General features: G+C 71.2%; 17 protein-coding genes and 1 pseudogene. 13 read left to right on the forward strand and 5 right to left on the reverse strand.

The annotated features are described in order from the left end of the window. The 6 genes from hypB to IEZ19_RS21130 all read left to right on the forward strand — a co-directional run bounded on the left by hypB (nucleotide 1) and on the right by IEZ19_RS21130 (nucleotide 5,976). A complete protein-coding gene (gene hypB, locus IEZ19_RS21105) occupies nucleotides 1–756 on the forward strand; it encodes a hydrogenase nickel incorporation protein HypB (RefSeq protein ID WP_189312802.1) in 756 nt (251 codons plus the stop codon). Further along, complete coding sequence (hypF, locus tag IEZ19_RS21110; RefSeq protein WP_189312803.1) at nucleotides 753–3,116, forward strand: carbamoyltransferase HypF; 2,364 nt, start codon at nucleotides 753–755, stop codon at nucleotides 3,114–3,116. The genes hypB and hypF overlap by 4 nt, the downstream gene beginning before the upstream one ends. Nucleotides 3,117–3,153: 37 nt before the next feature. Continuing rightward, complete coding sequence (locus IEZ19_RS21115) at nucleotides 3,154–3,435, forward strand: HypC/HybG/HupF family hydrogenase formation chaperone (RefSeq protein WP_189312804.1); 282 nt, start codon at nucleotides 3,154–3,156, stop codon at nucleotides 3,433–3,435. Beyond that, nucleotides 3,432–4,556, forward strand: a complete 1,125-nt coding sequence (gene hypD / locus IEZ19_RS21120) for a hydrogenase formation protein HypD (protein ID WP_189312805.1) — start codon at nucleotides 3,432–3,434, stop codon at nucleotides 4,554–4,556. Before IEZ19_RS21115 ends, hypD begins: the two co-directional genes overlap by 4 nt. Continuing rightward, nucleotides 4,549–5,619 carry a hydrogenase expression/formation protein HypE gene (hypE, locus tag IEZ19_RS21125; RefSeq protein WP_189312806.1) on the forward strand — a complete coding sequence of 357 codons (1,071 nt, stop codon included), beginning with the start codon at nucleotides 4,549–4,551 and terminating at the stop codon, nucleotides 5,617–5,619. The genes hypD and hypE overlap by 8 nt, the downstream gene beginning before the upstream one ends. Nucleotides 5,620–5,772: 153 nt before the next feature. After that, entirely contained in the window at nucleotides 5,773–5,976 is a 204-nt protein-coding gene (locus IEZ19_RS21130; protein ID WP_189312807.1) for a hypothetical protein, read from the forward strand. A 45-nt stretch (nucleotides 5,977–6,021) separates the two neighbouring features. Here the strand turns inward: IEZ19_RS21130 and IEZ19_RS21135 are convergent, their stop codons facing one another. Beyond that, on the reverse strand, nucleotides 6,022–6,480 hold the full coding sequence (locus tag IEZ19_RS21135) for a hypothetical protein (RefSeq protein ID WP_189312808.1): 459 nt from the start codon (nucleotides 6,478–6,480) through the stop codon (nucleotides 6,022–6,024). Nucleotides 6,481–6,811: 331 nt separating this feature from the next. On the opposite strand from IEZ19_RS21135, the gene IEZ19_RS21140 reads away from it, so the two are divergent. Beyond that, entirely contained in the window at nucleotides 6,812–8,161 is a 1,350-nt protein-coding gene (locus IEZ19_RS21140; protein ID WP_189312809.1) for a transaminase, read from the forward strand. A 49-nt stretch (nucleotides 8,162–8,210) separates the two neighbouring features. Continuing rightward, the gene (locus IEZ19_RS21145; RefSeq protein ID WP_189312810.1) at nucleotides 8,211–8,651 is read left to right on the forward strand and encodes an Lrp/AsnC family transcriptional regulator; all 441 of its coding nucleotides are present in this window, start codon (nucleotides 8,211–8,213) and stop codon (nucleotides 8,649–8,651) included. A gap of 8 nt (nucleotides 8,652–8,659) precedes the next feature. Here the strand turns inward: IEZ19_RS21145 and IEZ19_RS21150 are convergent, their stop codons facing one another. Beyond that, the gene (locus IEZ19_RS21150; RefSeq protein WP_189312932.1) at nucleotides 8,660–9,757 is read right to left on the reverse strand and encodes a PP2C family protein-serine/threonine phosphatase; all 1,098 of its coding nucleotides are present in this window, start codon (nucleotides 9,755–9,757) and stop codon (nucleotides 8,660–8,662) included. Nucleotides 9,758–9,978: 221 nt separating this feature from the next. Between IEZ19_RS21150 and IEZ19_RS21155 the strand changes: the two genes are divergently transcribed. Then, nucleotides 9,979–10,887, forward strand: coding sequence for a GNAT family N-acetyltransferase (locus IEZ19_RS21155; protein ID WP_189312811.1), 909 nt, complete (start codon nucleotides 9,979–9,981; stop codon nucleotides 10,885–10,887). 43 nt (nucleotides 10,888–10,930) lie between these two features. After that, nucleotides 10,931–11,257 (forward strand): annotated as a pseudogene (locus IEZ19_RS50795) (hypothetical protein); the annotation flags it as partial. 60 nt (nucleotides 11,258–11,317) lie between these two features. On the opposite strand, the gene IEZ19_RS21160 reads toward IEZ19_RS50795, so the two are convergent. Next, nucleotides 11,318–12,196: a Gfo/Idh/MocA family protein gene (locus IEZ19_RS21160; protein ID WP_189312812.1), complete on the reverse strand. Its 879-nt coding sequence runs from the start codon at nucleotides 12,194–12,196 to the stop codon at nucleotides 11,318–11,320. A gap of 171 nt (nucleotides 12,197–12,367) precedes the next feature. Between IEZ19_RS21160 and IEZ19_RS21165 the strand changes: the two genes are divergently transcribed. Then, nucleotides 12,368–13,180 (forward strand): SAM-dependent methyltransferase, encoded by an 813-nt coding sequence (locus tag IEZ19_RS21165; protein ID WP_373297022.1) that lies wholly within the window; start codon nucleotides 12,368–12,370, stop codon nucleotides 13,178–13,180. A gap of 61 nt (nucleotides 13,181–13,241) precedes the next feature. Here IEZ19_RS21165 and IEZ19_RS21170 read toward each other — a convergent pair whose 3' ends face one another. Both IEZ19_RS21170 and IEZ19_RS21175 read right to left on the reverse strand, forming a co-directional pair. Further along, on the reverse strand, nucleotides 13,242–14,162 hold the full coding sequence (locus tag IEZ19_RS21170) for a helix-turn-helix domain-containing protein (protein WP_189312814.1): 921 nt from the start codon (nucleotides 14,160–14,162) through the stop codon (nucleotides 13,242–13,244). 95 nt (nucleotides 14,163–14,257) lie between these two features. Beyond that, nucleotides 14,258–14,512, reverse strand: coding sequence for a DUF397 domain-containing protein (locus tag IEZ19_RS21175; protein WP_189312815.1), 255 nt, complete (start codon nucleotides 14,510–14,512; stop codon nucleotides 14,258–14,260). A gap of 184 nt (nucleotides 14,513–14,696) precedes the next feature. On the opposite strand from IEZ19_RS21175, the gene IEZ19_RS21180 reads away from it, so the two are divergent. Both IEZ19_RS21180 and IEZ19_RS21185 read left to right on the forward strand, forming a co-directional pair. Beyond that, nucleotides 14,697–15,248, forward strand: a complete 552-nt coding sequence (locus tag IEZ19_RS21180; protein WP_373297023.1) for a hypothetical protein — start codon at nucleotides 14,697–14,699, stop codon at nucleotides 15,246–15,248. A 188-nt stretch (nucleotides 15,249–15,436) separates the two neighbouring features. Next, nucleotides 15,437–15,658 carry a hypothetical protein gene (locus IEZ19_RS21185; protein WP_189312816.1) on the forward strand — a complete coding sequence of 74 codons (222 nt, stop codon included), beginning with the start codon at nucleotides 15,437–15,439 and terminating at the stop codon, nucleotides 15,656–15,658. The last annotated feature ends 10 nt before the right edge of the window (nucleotides 15,659–15,668 follow it).

The following is a 15,668-nucleotide window of genomic DNA, read 5'->3' on the forward strand; positions in this document are numbered from 1 at the left end:
ATGTGCCGTACGGTCGACCTCAACCAGGCAGTCCTCGCCCGGAACGACGGGGCCGCGCACACCCTGCGCGCCGAGTTGGCCGCCCGGGGCACCACGCTCGTCAACCTGCTGTCCAGCCCCGGCAGCGGCAAGACCGCCCTGCTGGAACATGAGCTGTCCCTGGCGCGCGAGCGGTCCGTACCGGTCGCCGCGCTCACCGCGGATCTCGCCACGGAGAACGACGCGGCACGGCTGGCGCGTTCGGGGGCTTCGGTCAAGCAGGTCCTCACCGACGGGCTGTGCCATCTCGAGGCCGGGATGCTCGCCCGCCACCTCGAGGGCTGGCTGCCGGAATCCACGCGCCTGTTGTTCGTGGAGAACGTCGGCAACCTGGTCTGCCCCGCCTCCTACGACCTGGGAGAGACGCTGCGAGTCGTCCTGGCCTCCGTCACCGAGGGCGAGGACAAGCCGCTGAAGTACCCCACCGCCTTCGGTCTCGCGCACCTCGTGGTCGTCACCAAGACCGACATCGCCGAGGCGGTGGACTTCGACGAGACGGCCTTCCGTGCGAACGTCGAGCAGGTCAATCCCGGCGTCGAGGTGCTGCTGACCTCCGTGCGCGGGCGGCAGGGGCTCGGCACCCTGCTGGACCGCGCCCTCGCCGCGGCGGACGGTGCCGCGCCGCACCGTCCGGTCATGGCCCGGCAAGGACACGGGCACGGACACGATCACGCCCACGCCGAGCACGCCGGCGTCACGGTGGCCTCCCGCTCGTGAGCGTCACCGACGTCACGGGCCGGGCGACGCTGCGGCGCCGCGTCACCGTGCGGGGCGTGGTGCAGGGGGTCGGGTTTCGGCCGTACGTCCACTGCCTCGCCACCGAGCTGAAGCTGACCGGGCACGTGACCAACACGCCGGACGGGGTGGTCGTCGAGGTCGAGGGCGCGCCCGAGTCTGTCGACCGCTTCTGTGCCCGCATCGGAGTGGAGGCGCCGCCGCTGGCTCGCGTGGACTCCGTCGAGCACCATGACGTGGCCGCCACCGGCGATACGACGTTCAGCATCCTCGCCTCCCGGACCGACGGACCGGGAGGCACCCTCATCCCTCCGGACACGGCGACCTGCGCCGCGTGCCTGCGGGAACTGGCCGATCCCGCCGACCGGCGGCACCGCCACGCCTTCGTCAACTGCACCCACTGCGGACCGCGGTTCACGATCGTCACCGGCCTCCCCTACGACCGGGCGCACACCACGATGTCGGGCTTCCCCCTGTGTCCCGCCTGCGCGCGCGAGTACGCCGACCCCGCCGACCGGCGCTTCCACGCCCAGCCCGTGGCCTGCCCGCACTGCGGTCCCCGGCTGCGTCTGCTCGTGGGCCGGCCCGGTGACGGGTCTCCCGAGGAGGTCGGCGAGGCGGATCCCGTGGCCGAGGCGCGTCGGCTGCTGGCCCGGGGGTCGGTCCTCGCGGTGAAGGGGCTGGGCGGGTACCACCTCGCGTGCGACGCGAGCGCCCCGACCGCCGTCGCCCTGCTGCGGCGTCGCAAGGCCCGGGGAGACAAGCCGTTCGCGCTGATGGCCCGGAGCCTCGACGACATCGAGCACCTTGTGCGGATCAGTGCCGGGGAACGTGATCTGCTCACCGGTGCAGCGCGCCCCGTCGTGCTGCTGCGCCGTCGCGCCGGCGGGGCGCCCGAGAAGCCGTGGCCGGCCGACGCCGTCGCCCCCAGGAGCCCCGACCTCGGCGTCATGTTGCCGTACACGCCCCTGCACCACCTCCTGTTCGGCCTGCCCGGGGACCCCGAGGGACCCCGGCTGCTCGTCATGACCAGCGGCAACGTGTCCGGCGAACCGATCGTCACCGACGACAGGGACGCCCTGGAGCGGCTCGCGCACCTGGCCGACGCCTGGCTCACGCACGACCGGCCGATCCAAGTGCCGTGCGACGACTCGGTGGTGCGGTTGTGCGACGGAGAGCCGCTCGTGGTGCGCCGCGCCCGCGGCTACGCGCCCCTGCCCCTGGACCTGCCGGTACCGGTACGTCCCGCCCTCGCGGTCGGCGGCGATCTGAAGAACGTGTTCTGCCTCGGCGAGGGACGCCGGGCCTGGCTGTCGGCGCACATCGGGGACATGGACGACCTCGCCACCCAGCATGCCTTCGCCCGTGCCGTGGAGCAGTTGGAGTCGATCACTCCCGTGCGGCCGGAACTGCTGGCGGCCGACCGGCATCCCGGATATCGCTCCGCCCAATGGGCCGAACGCAACGCGGTCGGTCGGCGGGTCGTCCGCGTCCAGCACCATCACGCCCATGTCGCCGCCGCGATGGCCGAGCACGGACTGGACGGCGAACGGCCGGTGATCGGCGTCGCCTTCGACGGCACGGGATACGGCGACGACGGAGCGGTGTGGGGCGGTGAGTTCCTGCTCGCGGACTACACCGCCTTCACCCGCCTCGGGCACCTCGCCTACGTCCCCCTGGCCGGGGGTGACGCAGCGGTCCAAAGGCCCTACCGCATGGCTCTGGCGCATCTGAAGGCGGCCGGAATCGACTGGTCGGCGGACCTGCCCTGCGTGACCGCGTGTCCCCGTGACGAACACACCGTCCTGTCGAGGCAGTTGGAGCGTGGCCTGAACTGCGTGCCCACCTCCAGCATGGGACGCCTCTTCGACGCCGTGTCGTCCCTCGCCGGCATCTGTCACCGAGTCGGCTACGAGGCGCAGGCCGCAGTCGAGTTGGAGGCCGCCGCCCTGTCCGCCTCGGCCGAGGACACCGTCGCGTACGGCTTTGCCGTGCAGGCGACGGACACCGGCCCGCTCCGTGCCGACCCGGCTCCCGTGCTCGCGGCGGTCGTGGACGACCTGCGGGCCGACGTGCCATCCGCGTGGATCGCCGCCCGCTTCCACCGGGCCGTCGCCGCGCTGGTCCACGGTGTCTGCGTCGTGGCCAGGGAACGGCACGCTCTGGACGCCGTCGCCCTCACCGGCGGCGTGTTCCTCAACACGCTGCTCTCCTCCGCCTGCGCCACGGCCCTGGAGGCGGACGGTTTCACGGTGCTGCGTCACCACCTCGTCCCGCCCGGCGACGGCGGCCTGGCCCTGGGCCAGCTCATGGTGGCCGCCCGCGCCGGCGCGACCGACTGAACGACCGTACAGACGACTTCACAGCGAGGAGAGGCCCATGTGCCTGGCGGTACCCGGCAGAGTGCTGGAGATCGAGGAACGGGACGGCACCCGGGTTGCCTCCGTCGACTTTGGCGGAGTGGTCAAGGAGGTGTGCCTGGAGTACCTGCCCGACCTCCAGGTCGGCGAGTACGCCATCGTGCACGTCGGGTTCGCGCTGCAGCGCCTCGACGAGGAGTCGGCACGGCAGACGCTCGAGCTGTTCTCCGAACTCGGCATGCTTCAGGAGGAGTTCGGAGATCCGTGGGAAGCGGCCGCCGGACAGGAGGTGGGGAAGTGAAGTACATCGACGAGTTCCAGGACCCGGAGCTGGCCCGGCGCCTCCTCGACGACATTCACGCCACGGTGACCAGGCCCTGGGCGCTGATGGAGGTCTGCGGCGGGCAGACACACTCCATCATCCGGCACGGGATCGACCAACTCCTGCCGGACGAAGTCGAGTTGATCCACGGGCCGGGCTGTCCCGTGTGCGTGACCCCGCTCGAAGTCATCGACAAGGCCCTGGAGATCGCCTCCCGCCCGGACGTGATCTTCTGTTCCTTCGGTGACATGCTCCGCGTGCCCGGCACCGGACGGGACCTGTTCCAGGTGCGCGGCGAGGGAGGGGACGTACGGGTCGTGTACTCGCCGCTCGACGCGCTGCGCATCGCCCAGCAGAACCCGGACCGCCAGGTGGTGTTCTTCGGCATCGGCTTCGAGACGACCGCGCCTCCCAACGCCATGACGGTCCATCAGGCCCGCAAGCTCGGCATCCGCAACTTCAGCCTGCTGGTGTCCCATGTGCGGGTGCCCCCGGCCATCGAGGCGATCATGCGCTCCCCGAACTGCCGCGTGCAGGGCTTCCTGGCCGCGGGGCACGTGTGCACCGTGATGGGAGTCGACGAGTACCCGGCACTGGCAGACCGCCATCGCGTCCCGATCGTCGTCACCGGCTTCGAACCCCTCGACATCCTGGAGGGCGTGCGCCGGACCGTGGCCCAGCTGGAGCACGGGGAGCACACCGTCGAGAACGCCTATCCGCGCGCCGTCCGCGCCGAGGGCAACCCCGCCGCGCGGGCCATGCTGGAGGACGTCTTCGAGGTCACCGACCGCGCGTGGCGCGGCATCGGCGTGATCCCCGACAGCGGGTGGCGGCTGTCCGCCAAATACCGGGAGTACGACGCCGAGTCGCGCTTCTCCGTCGAGGGCATCCGCACCCGCGAACCCGCCGAGTGCCGCAGCGGCGAGGTCCTGCAGGGACTGCTCAAGCCGTACGAGTGCGAGGCGTTCGGCACCCGCTGCACACCCCGCACCCCGCTCGGAGCCACCATGGTCTCCAGCGAGGGCGCCTGCGCCGCGTACTACCTCTACCGGCGCCTTACGGCCACCTCGACGCCCCGGGAGGCGAGCCCCGTTGCCTGACAGCACCGCCACCACCCTGGACCCCACCGCTTGGACCTGCCCGGCCCCGCTGCGTGACCAGCCCCGGATCGTCATGGGCCACGGCGGGGGCGGCACGCTCTCCGCCGAACTCGTTCAGCACGTCTTCGCGCCCGCCTTCGGGGGCGAGGCCCTCGCCCAGCTGGGCGACGCCGCCGCGCTCTCGCTGGGCGGAGTCCGACTGGCCTTCTCCACCGACTCGTTCGTCGTACGGCCGCTGTTCTTCCCCGGCGGCAGCATCGGCGACCTCGCCGTCGACGGCACCGTCAACGACCTCGCGATGAGCGGTGCCAAGGCCGCCTATCTCTCCTGCGGATTCATTCTGGAGGAGGGCGTGGAGGTCGAGACCGTCTCCCGCGTCGCCGAGGCACTGGGCGCTGCTGCTCGGGCCGCCGGGGTGGAGGTGGCGACGGGCGACACCAAGGTCGTCGAGGCCGGGCACGGGGACGGGATCTTCGTCAACACCGCCGGGATCGGCCTGATCCCGGCAGGTGTCGACCTGCGTCCGCAGCGCGTCGTACCCGGTGACGTGGTGATCGTCAGCGGCGCGATCGGTGCGCACGGTGTGGCGATCATGAGCGTGCGCGAGGGACTGGAGTTCGGGGTCGAGATCGTGAGCGACTGCGCTCCCCTCGGCGGGCTGGTGGAGGCCATGCTCGCGGTCACCCCGGATCTGCACGTCCTGCGCGACCCGACGCGCGGGGGCCTCGCGGCCTCCCTCAACGAGATCGCGGCAGCCGCCGGCACCGGTGTCGTGATCACGGAACGGGAGGTCCCGGTCCCGCCCGCCGTGTCCAACGCCTGTGCCGTGCTGGGCCTCGACCCCTTCTACGTCGCCAACGAGGGCAAGCTGGTGGCGTTCGTCCCGCGTGCGCACGCCGACGCCGTACTGGAGGCGATGCGGGCCCATCCGCTGGGCGCGGAGGCCAGGATCATCGGCGAGGCGGTGGCGGACCACCCCGGCATGGTGGTGGCCCGCACCGGCCTGGGCGGCACCCGGGTCGTCGACATGCCGCTGGGGGAGCAACTCCCGAGGATCTGCTGACACCTTCGGCACGGCACCGCACCCACGCCACCTCACCTTCGGCCCGGGATACTTGTCGCACCGGGCATGTCCCCGAACGGGCGGGCGCTCACCCGACCGGGTGAGCGCCCGCCCGCTCGCGTACCACCGGCGCACTGCATGCGTTGCTCCGGCATGGACCGAGAACCCCATGCGCTGAAGAGTCCGCCCGGGGCCCGCAGCACGTCCCGCCGGTTCGCCGAACCGACCCACGGCCCCGGCGGCCGTACGCCCATCCACACGGAACTCCTGCAGGAGTGGCACGCCAGGGGCCGCGCCCTGCCCGCCGAGCCCGATGTGCAGTGGGCCTCGTTCGCGGACGTGCCGGCCCGGCGGTGAGGACGCCTGCAGCACCTGTCGAACTCCCTTGCCTGGAAGTGGCGTTCACTCTCCGCGCAGGACCGTCAGCGTGCCGTTGGCCTGGCGAAGGGCGACTTCCAGGGTGTGCGGGGCGTGGAGTTTTCCCGTTCCGTCCGGTGGGATGAGCCACTCCAGGAGCCCCGCCGGACGGTACGGCGGTGGCACGGCGACCCAGGAGCCCTTGGTCGCGTGCCGTAGGCCGGCACCGATCCAGTGGCTCGTCGGATCGGGCGGCAGGAAGAATCCGACGCGATGGGAGCTGGTGTCCACGAGCGTGGGTCCTGGTACGGGCAGAGTAGGACGCCACAGCAGGTCCAGGGTGAGCAGGCCCAGCTCGTCGGGCACGCTGAGCACGTCCCAGTACCGCCCGGCCGCCAGCAGTGCGATGCCGTCGCCCTGGTCCCACTGGCGCTTGCAGGTCCGGGGGTCCGAGGCGGCCGCCGCGAGCCACTCCACGCCCTGCATCCACGTCGCGTTCCTCATCTGCCGCTCCGGATGATCTCTCGCCCGACTCGGCGCCGGGATGGGAATTGCCGGGCGTGGTGCGGCCGCACACCGTCCCGGCATATGCATCCTTGTGGATATTTCTATGGCACGGAAGGGGTGGCGCGGCCTGGCGTTTACGGCCGGGGCGCTCGAACTTCGCGACAGGGGTCGGCAGTTGGGCAGGGGTATGCGCATGGACTCTGATACGCGCCTGATTCCGTTGTTCCGGCAACGGATTCAAGCGTGAACGCTTGATGATTTCGCACATTCGATCGTAGGCTGACGCCATTCTGTCGTCGTACCGTCGTCGTCCTGTCCGAGGTATCCCATGGACCGCACTCGTCTGCATCACCTTCTGGCCCGGGAGAGCGCCGAGGCCGAGCGCCTCAACCCGCGCTCCAGGGCGGCCTACGCACGGGCCGACCATCTCTTCGGCCGGGTGCCGATGACGTGGATGAACAAGACCGCCGGTGCCTTCCCGCGCTACCTGGCCACGGCCCGCGGGGCGCGCGTGACGGACATCGACGGGCACGAGTACGTCGACTTCTGCCTCGGCGACACGGGAGCGATGGCCGGTCACTCGCCCGCCCCGGTGGCCGAAGCGGTGCAGCGTCGGTTCGCCGAGCAGGGGGGCGCCACCGCGATGCTCCCCACCGAGGACGCCGAGTGGGTCGGCGCGGAACTCACCCGCCGCTTCGGCCTGGCCCGCTGGAGCTTCTCGCTGACCGCGACCGACGCCAACCGCTGGGCGATCCGGCTCGCCCGGGCCGTCACCGGCCGCTCGAAGATCCTGGTGAACAGCTACAGCTACCACGGCAGCGTCGACGAGTCGCTGATCGTCGTCGGCCCGGACGGCCGCGGCACGGCCCGCCCCGGCAACGTCGGCGCCCCCTGCGACGTCACGCTGACCAGCAGGGTCGCCGAGTTCAACGACCTGGCGCAGCTGGAGCGCGAACTGGCCCACGGCGACGTCGCCGCCGTCCTGATGGAACCCGCGCTCACCAACATCGGCATCGTGCTGCCGGAACCCGGCTATCCGGCCGGCGTGCGTGCCCTGACACGGCAGTACGGCACCCTGCTGATCAACGACGAGACGCACACGTTCTCCGCCGGACCGGGCGGCTGCACGGCCGCCTGGGACCTGGAGCCCGACCTGCTCACCATCGGCAAGGCCATCGGCGGTGGCATCCCGGCCGGTGCCTACGGGCTCTCGGCCGACCTCGCCGACCGGCTGCTGGCCCGTGACGACCTGGACCTCGTGGACATGGGCGGCGTCGGCGGCACCCTCGCGGGCAACGCGCTGTCGGTCGCCGCGATGCGGGCCACGCTGGAGCACGTGCTCACGGACGAGGCGTTCGCCCGGATGGCCGAGCTGTCCGAGCGCTTCGAGGCCGGTGTCCGCGTGGGCCTCGAGAAGCACGGCCTGCCCTGGTCGGTGAGCCGCCTCGGCGCCCGTACCGAGTACCGCTTCACCAGCCCGGCACCGCGCACCGGCACCGAGTCCGAGGCGGCGGGCGACCCCGAGCTGGAGGACTTCCTCCACCTCTACCTCGCCAACCGCGGCATCCTGCTCACCCCGTTCCACAACATGGCGCTGATGTGCCCCGACACGACCGAGCGGGACGTCGACACCCACACCGAGGTCTTCGCCGCCGCCCTCGCCGAACTGACCGGCTGAGACCGGCCGTCGGGGCGGGCAGGGGCGGCGGAAGGAGGAGGGAAACACCGTGGACGACATCGACCGGGCCATCCTGCGCGAGCTGCAGACCGATGGTCGCATCGCGTACGCCGACCTCGGACCGAAGGTCGGTCTGTCCGCCTCGGCGGCCCGGCAGCGGCTGCAGCGGCTGCTGGACTCCAAGGCCGTCCAGGTCGTCGGCGTCACCGACCCGATGGCCATGGGCGGCCAGGCAATGGCACTGCTCGGCATCGGCGTGGACGGCGACCCGCGGGCCGTGGCCGACGCACTGGCCGAACGGCCCGAGGTGGTCTACTCGGTGCTCACCTCCGGCGGCTTCGACCTGTTCGCCGAGGTGGTCACCCCGGGCCCCAAGGACCTGCTCGACTTCGTGAACGACGTGGTGCGGCAGATCGAGGGCGTGGGCCGGATCCAGTCGTTCCCGTACTTCGGCATCCACACCCACCGCTTCCTCTGGAACGTCGGCTGACGGCGGCTTCAGCCGGACGAGCACAGGGGGGTGAGGACGAGCATGGTGGTGTCGTCGTGGATCTCGCCGCTGTGCTGGGCGAGGTCCGCCCACACCAGCCCGGTCAGCTCCTCCGGTTCTGCGCCGGCGAACCCGGTGAGTCGTTCGACGAGGGGATAGAACGTGCCGGAGGAGTCCCTGGCCTCCCACACCCCGTCGGAGGCCAGGAACAGCCGGTCGCCCGGCTCCAGCGCCACCGTGACCTCCTTCGGCGGATCGACTCCGGGCATCCCGAGCCCCAACGGAACCCCGGCCGGAACACCGATCACGCGGGCCCGTCCCGCGTGCAGCAGCACCGGAGCCGGGTTACCGCACGACACGATCCGCACCGAACGGAGGTCGGCGGAGAACTCCAGCAGCAGGGCCGTGGCGAACAGCTCGGCATGCCGTACCTTCGCCGAGTCCACCGTCAGCCTGCGGTCCATCCGGCCCGCCACCGCCTCCAGGCCGGGCTGGTCGAGCACCGCCTCGCGAAAGGCACCCAGGAGCGAGACCACCGTGGTGACCGTCTGCAACCCGTGCCCCTGCACGTCGGCCATCACCGCCCGGACGCCGTACGGCCCCTCGCGCACGTCGAAGAAGTCCCCGCCGACCAGCGTTCCGTGCTCGGCGGCCTGGTACAGACCCGCGCACCCCACGGCACCGACCCGCTTGGGAAGCGGCGGCACGACGGCCTGCTGCACGGCCTTCGCGACCGTGCGCTCCAGGGTCAACTGCTCGTCCCGGCGACTGCGTACATAGGACACCAACACGCTCAGTAGGGCGACGAAGCTGATCGTGAGCAGGTCGGTGTAGCCGGGATGGTTCAGCCGGGTGGCCGGCACGTTCAGCACGACGACGACCAGAGCGCCCAGCAGGGCGGTCGCGAGGGGGCCGTACGACAGGACGGCCAGCGGCGGGATGGCCCCCAGCAGGAAGCCGATGTCCAGGGCGTCGGGACTGACCAGCGTGGCCACGGTGATGCCCGCCAGCAGGATCACGGGCAGTACCCGCACCCAGCGTGGCGGCGGCGCCCCTCGCAGCCAGCCCCGTACCTCCCGGTCGATGCGCGACGACCGGCCGCGCATCGTTCGCACATTCCCACGCTACGCCCGGCACCCGGACACCGCCGCGGAGAAAAACGGTGGACGCGCGCGTCCCGGCCCGCATAGCGTCTGCCCACACGCCCTGACAGACGGAGGGAGGCGAGTGCCGTGCGACGCACATCCATTCAGCGCTCCCTCCCCGTATCCCGGGCGTGCCACGTCTGACCCGACCGGGAGCGCACCACGCGATCCCGGAGGATTCCATGACCGATCCGGTCATCCACACGCTCGACGAGAACTCGGCAGCGCTCTTCGACGCACTGCCCGACCCGCTGCACACCCGTGAGGCGCTCCGTTCGGCTCGGCACCGCCCCGACTGGAAGCGCGTCGCCCTGCGCGACGGCACGGTGGTGGCACGCGCCGCCTGGTGGGGCGGGCCGGACGACGCCGAGCCCATCGTCGTCGACTGGTTCGACGTGGCCGAGGGCGAGGAGGAGGCCGGCGCACAGCTGTTGCGCACGGCCCCCTGGCCGGCCCGCGACCTGGAGCTGAACCTGCCCAACGGCTGGCGCGAGGCGCCCGCGCTGCGGGCCGCCGCCGAGGCCCGTTTCACCGCCGCGCGGGCGGCCGGCTACGAGCTGCTGGTGGAGCGCTTCCAGTACCGCTGGACGCCCGCCTGCGGGCTGCCCGAGCGGCCCGGCCGTCTCGTCTTCCGGCCCGAGCCGGACGACGCCGTGTTCTTCGACGCGCTGCGCCGCATCCACTCCGTCACCCTGGACGCCCACGCGCGCGACGCCATCGAGAGCGGGGGAGTGGACCGGGCGGCGCAGGAGGAGATCGACTTCTTCCGCTGGTGCCCGTCCCCGCGCGCGTGGTGGCAGGTCGCGCACACGCCGGACGGCGAGTTCGTCGGCATCCACATTCCCGCGCACAACCCGGAGACCCCGTGCATCGGCTTCATCGGGGTCGTACCGGAACGGCGCGGACACGGATACGCCTACGACCTCCTCGTCGAGTGCACCCGCCATCTGGTCGAGCACGGCGCCGAGCTGATCGCCGCCTCCACGGACCAGGGCAACTTCCCGATGGCCGCGCACTTCGCCAAGGCCGGGTATCCCGTCGTGCGCGAGCGCGTCAACTTCCGGGTCCCGGCCGATGTCAGTGCCGGCTGACATGCTGACCGGGCGGTGATCGACGGCGGACGGCGGAGGCGGGATGGGGTTCGACGGTGAGATCTGGCGCGTGGACAGCGGCGCGGAACGCGTCGGCGAGATCCTGATCGACGAGGCCGACTTCCCCTGGCTGTCCGGGAGATTCACTCCCGGACCCGCCTTCGCCGCCGTTGGGGACCTCTTCTCCCGTGAACTCGTCCTGGCCGGCCAGGACGACGACGCGCACTGGGAGAAGTGGGAGGAGGTCTACGACGAGATCCAGCGTCGTGTGTCGCTGTCCTCGCCGGACGGACCCGTGCCCGAGTTCCTCCTGCACATCGAGGGCGACCGGGCCTGGTTCCGGTGGAGCGACGAGCCGTTCGAGAAGGACGGAGCCTGGCCGCCGGTCAGCACGGCGGGTGCGCGCACCCGCCGTGGACCGTCGTTGTCGTCAGCCGACCAGCAGCGCTTCGGCGGCGGCGAGGATCTCGCTCACGCGCTGCCCGAAGGCGGCGTCGCACGGATGCGGCCGGCCCGTGCGCGCGGCGGACAGCAGGGCGTCCACGGCACGGCCGTAGGCGGACAGCGCTCCGTCGGCGGCTTCCGGCAGCGAGGTCACCCCGGCCTCGCCCCGCAGTTCCACGGTGGCACCGGCCGCCGCCGGCGGAGCCGTGAGGCTCAGCGTCAGAGTGCTGGAGGCACCGCCGAGGTGGTCGAGGACCAGGTGAGCGGTGTCACCGGGCCCGGAGGCCGCGGCGGCCACGCGCCGTACGTCGCCCAGCACCGGAAGGAGCACGGACAGGGCGTGCGGGCCGACGTCCCAGAGGGCGCCCTTCTCGCGGCGCCACGGCGACGCGCCGAACGGGCTGTCCGTCGTGAACACCGCGCCGAGCCACTCCGCCCGAGCCGTGAACCAACCGCCCCTGTCCGCCTGTTCGGCGATCCAAGCGTCGGCCTCGGGCTGGAAACGGGTCGTGAGGAACACCACCGAGGCGACCCCCGACTCCTGTGCCGCCTCGACGACCGCCCGGCCCCTCTCGACCGACACCGCAAGGGGCTTGTCCAGGAGCAGATGGCAGCCCGCGCGGGCGGCGCGCTCGGCGAGGGGAGCCTGTACGTCCGGCGGCAGCGCCACCGCGACCGCGTCCACCTCGGCCAACAGGGCGTCCACGGCGTCGTAGGGCCGGGTGCCATGGAGATCCGCCAGCTCCTTGGCGGTGTCGGCCCGCCGCCCCCACACTCCTGCGAACTCCACCCCCTCGTGCCCGCCGAGAGCGGGTGCGTGGACCATCTGTGCCCAGGGGCCGGTGCCGAGCAGTCCGATGCGCATGGCGCTGCCTTTCCACGGAGTCGCACTCAAGACCGACGCGGAAGGCCGGTCGCCAGGGAGCGTTTCACGGATCGTCCGTTCGTGGGCTTACCGGGAAGAATGCCGAGTCTCTAGGATGTACTCCCTGTAATCACCGGGCAGTTGACACGGTAGAGACCGGGAGCGATGCACATGGTTGAGCAGCCGTCCCAAGAGATCGACCCCAGTGTGCCGACGGCCGCGCGCATGTACGACTACTACCTGGGCGGCAAGGACAACTACGCCGCCGACCGGGCGGCGGTCGAGGAGCTCGACAAGGTCGTGCCCAGCACCCGGCGACTGGCGATCAACAACCGTCGCTTCCTCCAGCGCGTCGTCGGCACCCTGGTGAAGGACTACGGCATCCGGCAGTTCCTCGACCACGGATCCGGCCTGCCCACGCAGAACAACGTGCACCAGGTGGCCCAGAGCATCGACCCCACCGCCCACGTGGTGTACGTCGACAACGATCCGATGGTGCTGGTCCACGGCCGGGCCCTGCTCGAGCAGGACGACCGCACGGCCGTCATCCACGCCGACATGCGGGACACCGACCTGATCTTCTCGCACTCCGAGACGCAGCGGCTGATCGACTTCTCCCAGCCGGTGGCCGTGCTCTTCAACTCGGTCATGCACTGCATCCCGGACAGTGACACCGACGGTCCGCTCGCACTGGCCCGCAGGGTGAAGGAGCGGCTGGCCCCCGGCAGCATCATGCTGATGTGCCAGCTGGTCAGTGAGGACCCCGAAGTACGCAAGTTCGTCACCGACTTCATGGACCAGGCCACTCAGGGCAACTGGGGCCGCGTCCGCGAGGAGGAGGACGTCGCCCAGCTCTTCGAGGGCCTGGAGATCCTTGAGCCGGGACTCGTCGAGGTGTCGACGTGGCGCCCGGACACCGAGGTGGCACCCCGTCAGCTCACCCATGAGTGGATCGAGTTCGGCGGTGTCGGCCGCATCGTCTAGACCGACCTGTCGGAACGTAGGGCGGCCGTGCGTGTACGGCCCCCCCTCGTGTTAACGGTGTTCACGACGCCGGGTAGCGTTCCTCCATGATCTTCGCGAGCAGTTCGATGGACTGCCGCGGCTGGAGCGCCTCGTCGGCCAGCCGGTCCAGCGCGACCCGGTACTCCTCGGTCTCGTCGCGGTCCTCGAGGAAGTTGGCGCTGCGGATGTGCTCCAGGTAGACCACGTCGGGCAGATCCAGGCCGCCGAACCGCAGATAGGTGACCGGGATCGCGGGCGCCGACGCGTTCGTCACGTCCAACGGGACGATCTGCACCGTCACATGCCGGCGCTGGGCCATGTCCAGCAGATGCGCGAGCTGCTCGCGCATCACGTCCGGGCCGCCCAGGACGCGCAGCAGCACCGACTCGTCGATGATCGCCCACAGTTGGGGAGCGCCCTCGCGCTGCAGCAACCGGGCTCGGCGCGTGCGCAGTTCGACCCGCCGGCGCACCTCGCTCTCGGGAGCCGTCGGCAGGCCACGCTTCACCACGGCGCGCGTGTAGGCGGGGGTCTGCAGCAGACCGGGCACGTACTGGATCTCGAAGGTACGGATCGCGGCGGCCGCCTCCTGGAGGCCCACCAGCCGGTCGAACCACTCGGGCATCAGCCGCTTGTCGTACCGCTGCCACCAGCCGGGCTCACCGGCCCGCTTGAGGAGCCTGAGCAGGACCGAGGACTCGTACTCGTCCGTGCCGTACAGCTTCAGCAGGGCGTGCACGTCCGCCTCGGTCGGGGGCTTGCGGCCCTTGCCCGACTCGATGCGCGACAGCTTCGCCGCACTGAAACCGAGGGCGCGCGCCGCCTGGTCCTGAGCGAGGCCCGCGTCCTCACGGAAGCCCGTCAGCTGCACACCGACCAGCATTTTCAGCAAAGTCGGCGCGGGCTCGACGCGGTCCAGATAGGGTTCCAGGCGGGAGACACGAGGTGACTCGGCTGACATTCTGGCTCCCAGCAGACCGGTGGCATCGCGGTCAGGCTAGCGCACACGGCACTCCCCGGCCCATGTCCTCGACAGGTATGGGCCGTTGTGATCGATCAGCGGTGCGCGGTCGCGTCCGGCTGGACCAGGTGGTCGAACTCGCCCTCCTTCGCGCCCGCCAGGAAAGCGGCCAGTTCGGCGGATGTGTAGACGAGTGCGGGACCGTCGGGGTCGCGGGAGTTGCGGAGCGCTATGGCCCCGTCGACCAGAGGCGCGACCTCGACGCAGTTGCCCTCGGCATTGCTGCGCCGGCTCTTGATCCATCGGGCGTCCAGCGAGCTGGCTCGCACTCCGTTCGGCACTGGCGACACCACGACCTCCTTGCGTTTTCACGACCCGCGTGCCGCGACGCCGCCCCGCGGGCCCTACTGTTCCCTACCCAGTTTTCGCGCAATTTCCCGTGCAATTGCACGGAGGCTCCGTCGGCGTGGATAATAGCCTCGACGTCAACCCACGTGCTGACGTCTCGACCTGACGCCGATTCAGGGAGATGTCGTGTCATCGCCAGCGCACCGGACGAACCCTGCCAGCACACGGCGGACCGAGCATGCGGCGGCACCGTTCAACGCCTTGGGGGCCGAACCGCTGTCGACCGTGGGCGACGTGCCATGGCACGAGATCAAGGACTCCACGGGATCGGCGGAGGGCATCCCGCTGCTCCTCCGCGCGATCGCCTGGGGCGCCCCCGAAGCGGCCCGGGGCGCAGTCGGTCAACTGCGGGACCGTATCTGCCAGTACGGCTTCGTCGTCGAGCAGGCCACGGCCGCCACCGTTCCCTTCCTGTGGGAACTGGCCCAGCTGCCCGGTGTCACGTGTCGTGCACAGATCATCGAGCTGCTCGGCGGCATCGCCGCCGCACGGCAGTGGGAGGACACGGCGGCCGTCTATCCCAAACTGCTCAACCACCGCGAGAACCACGTGGTGTGGGAGCGCGAGGCCCGCGAGGCCGTACGGTCCCGGCGCGGCCTCATCCGCCAACTCGCGGTGGGCGAGAGCGCCGAGATCGCCAAGGCCGCGAGGGAGCTCGCCCGTGCGATCGGCGAGTAGCCGCCGACTCCAGTGTCCGAGCGGCGCGGCCATGTCGCCCGACTCGAGTCGGGTGAAGGGGGCCAGAGCGGCGCCGATGGGCCGACGTCAAGTTCCATGGGGGAATCTCCACCGAACCCGACTCTGATCCTTACACTCATCAACCGTGCCCATGCTGATGGGCCGTTGTCGGAAAGGCGCAGACGCGAGTGTTCCAGGATTCCCCCATCTACGACCGGCTCGTCGCGGAACGCGGCGACATACCCGCGGGCGTGCGAAGAGAGGCCGACCGCCTGCATCGGGAGGTGGAGATGGTCATGATGCCCCTGCGGTCGCTGGGTCGCGCACCCGGCGCCCAGCTGCCGCCGCCCGTGGGTCCGGTCGCCGAGTGGCAGCGCGTTCCCCTGCCGCCGGGCGGCGGCGTGTTCTGAGGCCGGGAGG

It is taken from the genome of Streptomyces brasiliensis (assembly GCF_014647875.1).
Taxonomy (GTDB): Bacteria; Actinomycetota; Actinomycetes; order Streptomycetales; family Streptomycetaceae; genus Streptomyces; species Streptomyces brasiliensis.

Excerpts from the sequence above, each read along its gene's own strand:
- hypB (WP_189312802.1), top strand. The coding sequence starts at position 1 with ATGTGCCGTACGGTCGACCTCAACCAGGCAGTCCTCGCCCGGAACGAC.
- IEZ19_RS21115 (WP_189312804.1), top strand. The coding sequence starts at position 3,154 with ATGTGCCTGGCGGTACCCGGCAGAGTGCTGGAGATCGAGGAACGGGAC.
- IEZ19_RS21130 (WP_189312807.1), top strand. The coding sequence starts at position 5,773 with ATGGACCGAGAACCCCATGCGCTGAAGAGTCCGCCCGGGGCCCGCAGC.
- IEZ19_RS21135 (WP_189312808.1), bottom strand. The coding sequence starts at position 6,480 with ATGAGGAACGCGACGTGGATGCAGGGCGTGGAGTGGCTCGCGGCGGCC.
- IEZ19_RS21140 (WP_189312809.1), top strand. The coding sequence starts at position 6,812 with ATGGACCGCACTCGTCTGCATCACCTTCTGGCCCGGGAGAGCGCCGAG.
- IEZ19_RS21150 (WP_189312932.1), bottom strand. The coding sequence starts at position 9,757 with ATGCGCGGCCGGTCGTCGCGCATCGACCGGGAGGTACGGGGCTGGCTG.
- IEZ19_RS21155 (WP_189312811.1), top strand. The coding sequence starts at position 9,979 with ATGACCGATCCGGTCATCCACACGCTCGACGAGAACTCGGCAGCGCTC.
- IEZ19_RS21160 (WP_189312812.1), bottom strand. The coding sequence starts at position 12,196 with ATGCGCATCGGACTGCTCGGCACCGGCCCCTGGGCACAGATGGTCCAC.
- IEZ19_RS21165 (WP_373297022.1), top strand. The coding sequence starts at position 12,368 with ATGGTTGAGCAGCCGTCCCAAGAGATCGACCCCAGTGTGCCGACGGCC.
- IEZ19_RS21170 (WP_189312814.1), bottom strand. The coding sequence starts at position 14,162 with ATGTCAGCCGAGTCACCTCGTGTCTCCCGCCTGGAACCCTATCTGGAC.